The sequence below is a fragment of the Paracoccus denitrificans genome (assembly GCF_900100045.1).
Taxonomy (GTDB): Bacteria; Pseudomonadota; Alphaproteobacteria; order Rhodobacterales; family Rhodobacteraceae; genus Paracoccus; species Paracoccus denitrificans.
Genome location: NZ_FNEA01000030.1, coordinates 40720 through 51856 on the forward strand (window position 1 = coordinate 40720; position 11137 = coordinate 51856).

Sequence of the window (11137 nt, forward strand, 5' to 3'; positions counted from 1 at the left end):
CTACCCGGCCAGAAGCTCGCCCGGTGTGATCGCGGCGATCCCCAGCGCCTCGCCCACCGGCGGCGAGGTCAGCTGCCCCTCATGCGTGGCCAGGCCCCCACGCAGATGCGCATCGTCGGCCAGCGCGCGGCGCCAGCCCTTGTCGGCCAGGGACAGCAGGAAGGGCAGCGTGGCATTGCCCAGCGCCTGGGTCGAGGTCCGCGCCACCGCGCCCGGCATGTTGGCGACGCAGTAATGGATCACGCCGTCCACTTCGTAGATCGGGTCCTGGTGGGTGGTCGGCCGCGAGGTCTCGAAGCAGCCGCCCTGGTCGATGGCGACATCGACCAGCACCGCGCCGCGCGGCATGGTCGCCAGTTGCGCCCGCGACACCAGCTTCGGCGCAGCCGCGCCCGGCACCAGCACCGCGCCGACCACCATGTCGGCGCCCTGGATCAGCTCGGCGGTCGCCGCCGCGCTGGCATGCTGGGTGGTCAGCTTGCCCATGAACAGATCGTCCAGCCAGGACAGCCGCGGCAGCGAGCGGTCCATCACCGTCACGTTGGCGCCCATGCCGACCGCGACCCGCGCCGCCGCCGCGCCGACCACGCCGCCGCCGATGATCAGCACATTGGCCGGCCGGACCCCCGGCACCCCGCCCAGCAGCACGCCGCGTCCGCCATTGGCCTTTTGCAGCGCCCAGGCGCCGACCTGCGGCGCCAGCCGCCCCGCCACCTCGGACATCGGCGCCAGCAAGGGCAGCCCGCCGCGCGCATCGGTGACCGTTTCATAGGCGATGGCGGTCACGCCCGAGTTCAGCAGATCGCGCGTCTGCGCCGGATCGGGCGCCAGGTGCAGATAGGTGAACAGCACCTGCCCGCGCCGCAGCATGGCGCGTTCGACGGCCTGCGGTTCCTTGACCTTCACGATCAGGTCCGCCTCGGCAAAGACCGCGGCCGCGTCCGGCGCGATCCGCGCCCCGGCGGCCAGATAGTCCTCGTCCGCAAAGCCGGCACCAAGCCCCGCGCCGGTCTCGACCAGCACCTGATGGCCATGCGCGACGGCCTCGGCCGCGGCGGCGGGCGTCAGGCCGACGCGAAATTCCTGCGGCTTGATTTCCCTGGGGCAGCCGATCTTCATTCCCTTCTCCTCCCGCTGGTTTCAAGGCTCCTGGCACCAGTCTGACATTGCCGTTTCGCAAGGTGCTGCGAAACTGCCCCCGGGCAAGCGGGCGCAACGAGACAGGATCCTCCGGTCGACCAGAAGAATCGAAGAATCTTCCGCCGTCAAGAAAATGGGCGCAAGCATCCGCCGCAGCGGCATTCGGTGCCACGATTGCCCATCGGGTGCATTGCATATATACGCATTCCCGAATATGTCTTGAGGCTGCCGCAAGCGACGAACAGCAGGGGGGAGCAGTCGATGATCCACGCCTCGGGGGTGGCAGGGTTCCGCAAGGCGCGGTCGGGCTGGGCGCACCAAGTCGCTGCCGGCCCGGCAAGGCGCGAACGCCGCTCATGGCCGCGCCGGGACAGGGGGAAATGTCCCGAGCGGCTCCATCGCCCTTTCGCCGTCCCCTTCCATCATCGGGGCGCCGGGTCGTGAGGCGGGGCTCAGCCATCGCCGCCACGCTGGCGGTGCTTGCGCTTGGCGCGGGCTATGCCGTCCTGCGCCTGCTTCCCATGGAATACGACGACCTTTCCGGCGCCGATCCGCGGGTCTGGGTCCTGCTGCCTGCCGCTCTGCGCGGCTTCGAGCTGCCCGGGCATTGCGCGCCGCCACGCTATTCGCGGCATTTCCTGGAATGCGGCGGGGCATGCGGGCATCAGGTCTCGATCCGCTTCGGCAGCCGCACCGTGACCGAGGATCGGGCGGCGGAACTGGCTGCGCGCGCCGGCGCCGCGACCGGCGCGACCGAAGCGCTGGCGGCAAGGGTCGCCCCCTTGGCGCCGGATTGTCCGGGCTGGCGGCTGGACCTGTCTTTCGATACCCGCGCATCCCAAGGCGGGGCCGCACCATGAGGCACAACACGGGCGCCCCCGCAGCATCCGGCGTCGATCCGGCGCCGTCGGGCCTGGTCGCAGCGACCAGGGCGATACGAGGGATCGACCGCAGATGCGCCTGATCCGCCGCCTGCCCCTCCTGCAATGGGCGCGCGGCTATGGCGGGGCGGTGCTGGGCACCGACCTGCTGGCCGCGGTGATCGTGACGATCATGCTGATCCCGCAAAGCCTGGCCTATGCCATGCTGGCCAACCTGCCACCCGAGGTCGGGCTTTACGCCTCGATCCTGCCGCTGGTCGCCTATGCGGTCTTCGGCACTTCGCGGGTGCTGGCGGTCGGGCCGGTGGCGGTGGTCTCGCTGATGACCGCCTCGGCCATCGGGCCGGTCGTTCAGGCCGGGCTGGCCGATCCGCTGGACGCCGCCGTCGGGCTGGCGCTGCTCTCGGGCGCGATGCTGGTGGCGGCGGGCATCTTCCGGCTGGGGTTCCTGGCGAATTTCCTGAGCCATCCGGTGATGTCGGGCTTCATCACCGCCTCGGGCATCCTGATCGCGGCCGGGCAGGTCCGGCACCTGCTGGGGGTGGGCGGCGGCGGCGCGACCCTGCCCGAGATCCTGCCCTCGCTCTGGGGTGCCCTGCCGCAGACCAATCCATGGACGCTGGCCATCGGCGCGGGCGCGCTGGCCTTTTTCCATGCGGCGCGACGCTGGGGCAAGCGCGGGCTGATGCGGGCGGGGCTGCCCGGCTGGCTGGCCGACATGCTGGCGCGGGCGGCGCCGATCCTGGCCATCGCGGCAACCATCGCGCTGGCCAAGGCGCTGGAGCTGGGGGGCAAGGGCGTGGCGCTGGTCGGCACCATCCCGCAGGGCCTGCCCCGGCTGGCGCTGCCGGGGCTGTCGGCCGAATTGCTGGTGGCGCTGGCGCCGGCGGCGCTGCTGATCTCGGTCGTGGGCTTCGTCGAGTCGGTCTCGGTCGGCCAGACGCTGGCGGCACGGCGGCGCGAGCGGATCGCGCCGGATCAGGAACTGATCGGGCTGGGCGCCGCCAATATCGCGGCGGGGATCAGCGCGGGCTATCCGGTGACGGGGGGCTTTGCGCGCTCGGTGGTGAATGACGACGCGGGCGCGCAGACGCCGGCGGCGGGGATCTTTACCGCCATCGGCATCGCGCTGGCCGCGCTGTTCCTGACGCCGCTGCTGGCCGACCTGCCGCAGGCGGTGCTGGCGGCGACGATCATCCTGGCCGTGCTGTCGCTGGTGGATTTCCGTGCCATCCGCCGGGTGCTGGACTATTCCCCGCGCGATTTTCTGGCCATGGCGGCAACCATCCTGATCACCCTGCTTGTGGGGGTCGAGCCGGGCATCAGCGCCGGTGTGGTGCTGTCGCTGGTCATGCAGCTTTACCGCAGCTCGCGGCCGCATTCCGCCGTCGTGGGCCAGGTACCGGGGACCGAGCATTTTCGCAACATCGACCGCCACCGGGTGCTGGTCTGGCCCGAGATCCTGTCGCTGCGCGTCGACGAAAGCCTGTATTTCGCCAATTCGCGCTTTCTCGAAGATCGCATCGCCGCGCTGGTGGCCGAGCATCCCCGCGTCCGCCACGTCGTGCTGATGTGCCCGGCGGTGAACGATATCGACGCCAGTGCGCTGGAAAGCCTTGAAGAGATCAACCGCCGCCTGGCCGAAAGCGGGGTCAAGCTGCATCTCTCCGAGGTCAAGGGGCCGGTGATGGACCGGCTGCATCGCAGCGATTTCCTGCGCCACCTGTCGGGCAAGGTCTTCCTGAGCCAGCACGAGGCCATTTGCCGCCTGCGCCGCGAACTGGGCCCGGACGCGGCCCCCGAACAAGAGATGGGACCGGGCTGCCGGCGGGACGGGGTCTCGGGCGGATAGACCCGCGGGCCGGCCCCGGCCTTGAACACCTACGGTAATGCGAACATATCGTCATGGCACCGTCGAGAACCGAGGTCGAGCATGTCCGGCACCGATATCCAGATCGCCTGCACCGCCTGCGGCGCGACGAACCGCCTGCCGCCCGGGCGCGAGATCGGGCGGCAGTCCGGCGCCATGGACGCCGCCTCGATCGCCGGCTGGGCGCGCGCGCAACTGCGCGGCTAAGGCCGGGGCGGTTGCCCGCACCGCCCGCTTGGCTATGCTGGAGACCGGACGGAAACGCGCGAGGACAGCATGGGCCAGTTGATCGACGGCGTCTGGCATGACGAATGGTATGACACCGACAGCAGCGGCGGGCGCTTCCACCGCAGCGTGACCGCCTGGCGCAACTGGATCACCCCGGACGGCGGTCCCGGCCCCAGCGGCAGGGGCGGATTCGGCCCGGAAAGCGGGCGCTATCACCTCTATGTCTCCTATGCCTGCCCCTGGGCGCATCGCACGCTGATCTATCGCGCGATCAAGGGGCTGGCGCCGCATATCGACGTCTCGGTCGTGCATCCCGACATGCTGTCCGAGGGCTGGACCTTCGCCACCGACTTCCCCGGCGCCACAGGGGACGGGCTGTTCGGCCTGCCCTTTCTGCGCGACATCTACCTGAAGGCGGACCCGAAAACCTCGGGCCGGGTGACGGTGCCGGTGCTGTGGGACAAGGCGCAGGACACCATCGTCAGCAACGAAAGCGCCGAGATCATCCGCATGTTCAATTCGGCCTTCGACGGGCTGACCGGCAACGGCGACGATTATTGCCCGGCCGAGTTGCTGGACCGGATCGATGCGATGAACGAGCGCCTCTACGACCGCGTGAACAACGGCGTCTACAAGGCGGGCTTCGCCACCACGCAGGCCGCCTATGACGAGGCCGTCGGGCCGCTGTTCGAGACGCTGGACTGGCTGGAGCGCCACCTGGCCGCGAACCGCTATCTTTGCGGCGAGCGCATCACCGAGGCGGACTGGCGGCTGTTCACCACCACGCTGCGCTTCGATCCGGTCTATCACACGCATTTCAAATGCAACCGGCGCTGGCTGCGCGAATACCCGAACCTCTGGGGCTGGACGCGAGAGCTTTACCAATGGCCCGGCGTGGCCGAGACGGTGCATCTCGACCATATCGTGCGGCACTACCATTACAGCCATGACACGATAAACCCGCATCGCATCATCCCGATCAATCCGCTGATCGACTGGCACGAGCCGCACGGCCGGGGCTGAGACAAGGCGTCGCGGGGCTTTCCTAGAGTTTCTCTCTGGATTGACAAGCCCTGCTGGCGGCGTATTCCTTTTCCCGCCGGCCCGTATTGGCCGGAGACTTGCCGCGATGCCCTTCCGGCCGGCGCGATCCGCCGCCACCGGACCCGCACCACGACAAAATGCTGGGGAAAGGCCGATGCTGGCACCGTTTCTCATCATGCTGCGCGAGGGGCTGGAGGCGGCCCTGATCGTCGGCATCATCGCCGGTTATCTGCGCCAGACCGGCCGGCGCGCCTGGCTGCCCGCGATCTGGGTCGGCGTGTTCCTGGCCGTCGCCATGTCGCTTTTCGCCGGCGCGGCGATCCAGCTGATCAGCAGCGGCTTCCCGCAAAGGACGCAGGAGCTGTTCGAGGCGGTGATCGGGCTTGTCGCCGTGGCGGTGCTGGTCGGCATGGTGTTCTGGATGCGCCGGGCCGCGCGCTCGATCAAGGCCGAGCTGCATTCCGGCATCGACGAGGCGCTGGCGCATCGGGGCGGCGCCGGCACCTGGGCGCTGATCGGCATGGTCTTTCTGGCCGTGGCGCGCGAGGGGCTGGAATCGGTGTTCTTCCTGCTGGCGATATTCCAGCAAAGCCGGGACGGCGCGGCGCCCATCGGCGCGCTTCTGGGCGTGATCGTCGCCATCGGCGCCGGCTGGGGCATCTATGCCGGCGCGCTGCGGCTGGACCTGCGCCGCTTCTTTCGCTGGACCGGGGTGTTCATCCTGCTGGTGGCGGCGGGGCTGCTGGCAGGCTCGGTCCGCGCGCTGCACGAGGCCGGGCTGTGGAACGGCTTGCAGGACCGGGTCTATGACCTGAGCCTGACCCTGCCGGAATCCGGCCCGCTGGGCACCGTGCTGTCCGGCCTTCTGGGCTATCGCGAGGCCCCCACGCTGGGCGAGGCGCTGGTCTGGGGCGTCTTCCTGGCGGTCACGCTGGTGCTTTTCCTCAGGCCGCAGGCAGAACCCCTGCCCGCCCGGCCGCAGACTGCGGGGCGCAAATGACTTCACCCTCGAAAGGCATTTACCTGGCGATCGCGGGCGCGGCCGTGCTGGCCGTCGCGGGCGGCGCGGCCTTCTGGTATGCGACGCAGCGGAATGCCGGCACGCAGACCGCGGCGGACCAGCTGGTGACCGTGAACGCCACCACTTGCGAGCCCAATGCCATCACCGTGCCCGGCGGACGGCGCAGCTTCGAGATCGTGAACGCCAGCGACCGCCCCATCGAATGGGAGATCCTGAACGGCGTCATGGTGGTGGCCGAGCGCGAGAACATCGCACCCGGCTTCCGCTCAACGCTGGAGGTGCAACTGGCGCCGGGCGAATACGCCATCACCTGCGGCCTGCTGTCGAACCCGCGCGGCACGCTGACCGTGACGCCGTCGGACGAGGCCGCGGCCGCCGCCTCGGAAGTCACGCTGCGCAAGTTCCTGGGACCGCTGTCGGAATACCGCGTCTATCTGGTCATGCAGGGCAATGCCGCGGTCAAGGCCGCCGAGGCGCTGCGCGACGCCATCACTGCGAACGATCTGGAGGCCGCGCGCGAGGCATGGCACCAGGCCCGCCTGCCCTATCGCCGCATCGAGCCGCTGGCTTATCGCTTTTCGGACCTGGAAGAGCGCATCGACGCCCGCGCCGCCTATCTGGCCGGTCGCGAGCAGGACCCCGCCTTCATCGGCTATCACCGCATCGAATACGGCCTTTTCGCGGAAAACCGCACCGAGGGGCTGGCGCCCTTTGCCGATGCGCTGGTCGCAGACCTGACCGAACTGGCCGCCCGGCTGAAACAGGCGCCGCTGGATCCCGGCCTGCTGATCGAGATACCGGGCGAAAGCGCGCTTCAGATCGCGCAGGGCCAGATACCGCAGGGCGAGAACCTTTATGCCGGCAACGACTTGCAGGATCTTGCCGCCAGCCTTGAGGGGATCGGCAAGCTGGCCGGCCTGTTGCGGCAGGTCGTGGCCGGGGTCGATCCGGCGCTGGACAAGGTCATCGAACAGGACATGCAGGCGGCCGAGGCGCATCTTGCCGCCATCGCGGCCGAAGCGCACCCGACCTATGGCGATGTCCCGAAAGCCGCGCGCGACGCGCTTGCCGCCGACCTGACGCGGCTGTCCGAAAGCCTGCGCAAATTGCAACCCGCCATCGGGATGAATTGACATGAACGACCAGGGCCGCCTTTCCACCACGCGCCGCACCCTTCTGAGGCAGATCGGACTGGGCGCCCTGGGCGGGACCATCGCCGGCAGCATTGGCATCCACGCCCGGGCGCAGGACGCCAAGACCGCGCCGCAGGTGGTCGATGCGCCGCCGGGCCATGCCGAGACCGCCGCCCAGCATGTGCCGTTCCACGGCAGGCACCAGGCGGGGATCCTGACCCCGCGCCCGGCCAGCGGCATCTTTGCCGCCTTCGACGTGGTCGTCGCCTCGCTCGACGATTTCGAGCGGATGCTGCGGCTGCTGACCGAGCGCGCCGCTTTCCTGACCCAGGGCGGCGAGGTGCCGGCCCGCGACCCCAAGCTGCCGCCCGCCGATTCCGGCCTGCTGGGTCCGGTGATCGCACCGGACAACCTGACGATCACCCTGGGGCTGGGCGCCTCGCTCTTTGACAGGCACGACTGGCTGGCGGGGCTGAAGCCGGCGCGGCTGCAACGCATGGTGCAATTTCCCAACGACGCGCTGGACCCGGCGCTGTGCCATGGCGACCTGTCGCTGCAATTCTGCGCCAACCTGCCCGACACCAACATCCACGCCCTGCGCGACATCGTGAAGAACCTGTCCGAATTCCTGGTGCTGCGCTGGATGATCGAAGGCTCGGTCCCGCCGGTTCCGCCCGCCCCCGATGGCTCGACCCCCAGCGCACGGAACTTCCTGGGCTTCCGCGACGGCTCGGCCAACCCCGATGCCAACGATGCCGCGCTGATGGAGCGCGTGGTCTGGACCCACGGCCCGGACGAGCCGGAATGGGCCCATGGCGGCAGCTACCAGGCCGTGCGCGTGATCCGCAATTTCGTTGAACGCTGGGACCGCGCGCCCCTGGCCGAGCAGGAGCGCATCTTCGGCCGCACCAAGATGACCGGCGCGCCCCTGGACGCGCCCCGGGCCAGCGAATACGACGTGCCCGACTACGCAGCCGACCCCGACGGCGCCACGACGCCGCCGGATTCGCATATCCGCCTAGCCAATCCGCGCACCCCGAAAAGCGAGCGCAACCTGATGCTGCGCCGCCCCTTCAACTATTCCCGCGGCGTGCTCAGGAATGGCCAGCTCGACCAGGGCCTGCTGTTCATCGCCTATCAGGCCGATCTGGAGGCGGGCTTCATCGCCGTGCAGAACCAGCTGAACGGCGAGCCGCTGGAGGAATATATCAAGCCGGTGGGCGGGGGGTATTTCTTCGCCCTGCCCGGCGCAGCCGTCGGGGACTATCTCGGCGCATCCCTTGTCAACGCAGCCAGGCGGAGCTGACCCGCCAAGCCGGAAATCTTACCCAAACGGGAGTTGGAAACGATGGTCGGACATTACCTGAAGACGACGGCGCTGGCGCTGGCCCTGGGCGGCTGGGCCACGGGCGCCATGGCGGCGGACCCCTCGCTGGACCTGGTCGAGCCGCTGGCGGAATACAAGCTCTATGTCGCGGAAAACACTGCCAAGCTGGTCGAGGACACCACCGCCTTCACCGATGCGGTCAAGGCCGGCGACGTGGAAAAGGCCAAGTCGCTCTTTGCCCCCACCCGCACCAGCTATGAAAAGATCGAGCCCATCGCCGAGCTGTTCTCGGATCTCGACGTCTCGATCGACGCGCGCGCCGACGATTACGAACAGGCCGAGCAGGACCCGGACTTCACCGGTTTCCACCGCATCGAATACGGGCTTTGGGAACAGGGCTCGACCGAGGGGCTGGCGGAATATGCCGACAAGCTGCTGGCCGACGTGAAGGAACTCGACGCGCGCATCAACGGCCTGACCTTCCCGCCCGAAGTAGTGGTGGGCGGCGCGGCCGTGCTGATGGAAGAGGTCGCCGCCACCAAGATCTCGGGCGAGGAGGACCGCTATTCGCGCACCGACCTGTGGGATTTCGACGCGAATTTCGAGGGCGCGGAAAAGATCTACGAATTGCTGCGCCCGCTGATCGCCGATGACGAGGCCGATTTCACCGCCAAGGTGGACGGCAATTTCGCAGCGGTGGACGAGGTGCTGGAGAAATACCGCAGCGCCGACGGCGGCTTCGTCTCTTACGAGGAACTGACCGATACGGATCGCAACGCCCTTTCGGCCAAGGTGAATACGCTGGCCGAGGATCTTGCGACGCTGCGTGGCAAGCTGGGCCTGGGCTGATCGCCAACCGGCCGGCGAAGCGGTGCCGCCGCTTCGCCCTCGGCCCGGAATGCGGCCGGAATTTCCGAATGAAATTAGGTTTTTCAACTGGTTGAGGCGTTAGTCGAGAATTTTGTACCGAGGCTGCATTTTTCCGCTTGCACCTTCCGGCGCGCCCTCCTATACGACGCCTCACACGGGCGCCGGAGACGCCGCCCGAGACCTCCGGTGGGGCCATAGCTCAGTTGGTAGAGCGCTTGAATGGCATTCAAGAGGTCAGGGGTTCGACTCCCCTTGGCTCCACCAATTCAATCATGAAGACAGCTTGGCACCCAGCCCGAAGCAACCGCAGCGGGCCTGCGCGAAGGCCCCGATCTCGGCCAGCGCTCTGCCCGATTTCCTGCGCCAGCATATCCTCCGGCTGGGCGAGCAGGTCCCCTGACCGTTCGCCGCGATGCCTTTCAGCCCTAACCGGCAGCCTGCTCGGATTCGATCCAGGACAGGAAAACCTGCCGCGCCTTGCGGCGGGGGGCGTCGCGCGGGGTCAGGTTGGACTGCGTCAGATAATAGTCGAACTCTTCCAGAACCGAGACCTCGGACAGTTGCACCAGCCGTCCCTCTGCCAGATCGGGACGGATCATCGCCAGCGAGCACAGCGCCACGCCCTGCCCCGCCAGCGCGGCGGCGCGCAGCAGGTTGAAATCCTCGAAAATCGCGCCGGGCATTCGCTCGGGCACCGGCTGGCCCGCCCGATCCAGCCAGGTCCTCCAGCCCGACAGATCGGTGTCATGCAAGAGCCCGACCCCGAGCAGCCATTCCACCGACAGCTTGGGCGGGGCCGATCCGACCAGGGCCGGGCTGGCCACCGGAACGCTGCGCCCCGACAGGAAAGGCCGGGAGGAGATGGTTTCGCCGGCAGGACATGAACTGGAAAAGGTGAATGCCAGATCGGTCGTGGTGAAATCGATGTCGTGCCCGTGATGGGCATAGATCACACGCAGCTGGATTTCCGGGTGCCGTGCCCGAAAACCGGGCAGGCGAGGGATCAGCCAACAGATCGCGACCGACGGAATCGCCGCCACGACCAACGCGCCGTCCGAGGCAGCGGGCCGTGCCCGGCGGCAGGCCGCATCGATACCGTCGAAGGCCGTCGTCAGGTCGCGCGCCAACGCCACGCCGCGTGGCAAGAGCTTCGGCACCCGCCCGCTGCGGTCGAACAAGGGAACGCCAAGCCATTGTTCCAGATGCTTTATCTGATGGCTGACCGCGGGTTGCGTGACGAACAGGCTTTCGGCGGCGGCGCGGAAGCTGCCGGTTCGGGCGATCGCCTCGAAGGCGCGCAAAGCGTTCAGCGGGGGCTGGGACATGAGCTGCAATCATGAGGAAATCTAATGAACTGATTATAAAACGTCCTTTGACGCCTGCAAAGGTCCGCCTCATCGTAAAGGAAATCTTACGCAAGGAGAGATCGATGACCGAACGCGACCGGCTTCAGAGTTTCATCGGCAATGGCGAGAAGGCGGTCCCGACCTTCTCGGCCGCCGAGATGCAGCGCCGCCAGGACGGCATCCGCGCGCATATGGCGCAGGCGGGCGTCGATGCGGCGCTGTTCACCTCCTATCACAACATCAACTATTACGCCGATTTCCTCTATTGCCAGTTCGG

Annotated in this window: 10 protein-coding genes, 1 tRNA gene and 1 pseudogene; 10 read left to right on the forward strand and 2 right to left on the reverse strand. The window is 68.2% G+C overall.

Features of this window, described 5'->3' with window-relative positions; genetic code table 11:
* The gene (gene ald, locus BLT64_RS20885) at window positions 1-1119 is read right to left on the reverse strand and encodes an alanine dehydrogenase (RefSeq protein WP_011748024.1); all 1119 of its coding nucleotides are present in this window, start codon (window positions 1117-1119) and stop codon (window positions 1-3) included.
* Between the two features lie 461 nt (window positions 1120-1580).
* Between ald and BLT64_RS20890 the strand changes: the two genes are divergently transcribed.
* The 9 genes from BLT64_RS20890 (at window position 1581) to BLT64_RS20925 (ending at window position 9778) form a co-directional block, all read left to right on the forward strand.
* Window positions 1581-2000: a hypothetical protein gene (locus BLT64_RS20890; protein ID WP_041529880.1), complete on the forward strand. Its 420-nt coding sequence runs from the start codon at window positions 1581-1583 to the stop codon at window positions 1998-2000.
* A 94-nt stretch (window positions 2001-2094) separates the two neighbouring features.
* Window positions 2095-3873 (forward strand): SulP family inorganic anion transporter, encoded by a 1779-nt coding sequence (locus BLT64_RS20895; protein WP_011748026.1) that lies wholly within the window; start codon window positions 2095-2097, stop codon window positions 3871-3873.
* Window positions 3874-3954: 81 nt separating this feature from the next.
* Entirely contained in the window at window positions 3955-4098 is a 144-nt protein-coding gene (locus BLT64_RS26990; RefSeq protein WP_157137432.1) for a hypothetical protein, read from the forward strand.
* 69 nt (window positions 4099-4167) lie between these two features.
* A complete protein-coding gene (locus BLT64_RS20900; RefSeq protein ID WP_011748027.1) occupies window positions 4168-5142 on the forward strand; it encodes a glutathione S-transferase family protein in 975 nt (324 codons plus the stop codon).
* Between the two features lie 175 nt (window positions 5143-5317).
* Window positions 5318-6163 carry an iron uptake transporter permease EfeU gene (efeU, locus tag BLT64_RS20905; RefSeq protein WP_041529881.1) on the forward strand — a complete coding sequence of 282 codons (846 nt, stop codon included), beginning with the start codon at window positions 5318-5320 and terminating at the stop codon, window positions 6161-6163.
* On the forward strand, window positions 6160-7317 hold the full coding sequence (efeO, locus tag BLT64_RS20910) for an iron uptake system protein EfeO (protein WP_011748029.1): 1158 nt from the start codon (window positions 6160-6162) through the stop codon (window positions 7315-7317). Before efeU ends, efeO (BLT64_RS20910) begins: the two co-directional genes overlap by 4 nt.
* Before the next feature lies 1 nt (window position 7318).
* Window positions 7319-8623, forward strand: coding sequence for an iron uptake transporter deferrochelatase/peroxidase subunit (gene efeB / locus BLT64_RS20915; protein ID WP_011748030.1), 1305 nt, complete (start codon window positions 7319-7321; stop codon window positions 8621-8623).
* Between the two features lie 42 nt (window positions 8624-8665).
* Window positions 8666-9493 carry an iron uptake system protein EfeO gene (gene efeO / locus BLT64_RS20920; RefSeq protein ID WP_011748031.1) on the forward strand — a complete coding sequence of 276 codons (828 nt, stop codon included), beginning with the start codon at window positions 8666-8668 and terminating at the stop codon, window positions 9491-9493.
* A gap of 209 nt (window positions 9494-9702) precedes the next feature.
* Window positions 9703-9778, forward strand: a tRNA-Ala gene (locus BLT64_RS20925).
* A gap of 161 nt (window positions 9779-9939) precedes the next feature.
* Here BLT64_RS20925 and BLT64_RS20930 read toward each other — a convergent pair.
* The gene (locus BLT64_RS20930; RefSeq protein WP_011748032.1) at window positions 9940-10839 is read right to left on the reverse strand and encodes a LysR family transcriptional regulator; all 900 of its coding nucleotides are present in this window, start codon (window positions 10837-10839) and stop codon (window positions 9940-9942) included.
* 104 nt (window positions 10840-10943) lie between these two features.
* On the opposite strand from BLT64_RS20930, the pseudogene BLT64_RS20935 reads away from it, so the two are divergent.
* Window positions 10944-11137: pseudogene (locus BLT64_RS20935) on the forward strand (creatininase); the annotation flags it as partial.

Coding starts and splice junctions, on each gene's coding strand:
- BLT64_RS20900 (WP_011748027.1), top strand. CDS start 4,168: ATGGGCCAGTTGATCGACGGCGTCTGGCATGACGAATGGTATGACACC.
- efeO (WP_011748029.1), top strand. CDS start 6,160: ATGACTTCACCCTCGAAAGGCATTTACCTGGCGATCGCGGGCGCGGCC.
- efeU (WP_041529881.1), top strand. CDS start 5,318: ATGCTGGCACCGTTTCTCATCATGCTGCGCGAGGGGCTGGAGGCGGCC.
- ald (WP_011748024.1), bottom strand. CDS start 1,119: ATGAAGATCGGCTGCCCCAGGGAAATCAAGCCGCAGGAATTTCGCGTC.
- efeB (WP_011748030.1), top strand. CDS start 7,319: ATGAACGACCAGGGCCGCCTTTCCACCACGCGCCGCACCCTTCTGAGG.
- BLT64_RS20895 (WP_011748026.1), top strand. CDS start 2,095: ATGCGCCTGATCCGCCGCCTGCCCCTCCTGCAATGGGCGCGCGGCTAT.
- BLT64_RS26990 (WP_157137432.1), top strand. CDS start 3,955: ATGTCCGGCACCGATATCCAGATCGCCTGCACCGCCTGCGGCGCGACG.
- BLT64_RS20930 (WP_011748032.1), bottom strand. CDS start 10,839: ATGTCCCAGCCCCCGCTGAACGCTTTGCGCGCCTTCGAGGCGATCGCC.
- efeO (WP_011748031.1), top strand. CDS start 8,666: ATGGTCGGACATTACCTGAAGACGACGGCGCTGGCGCTGGCCCTGGGC.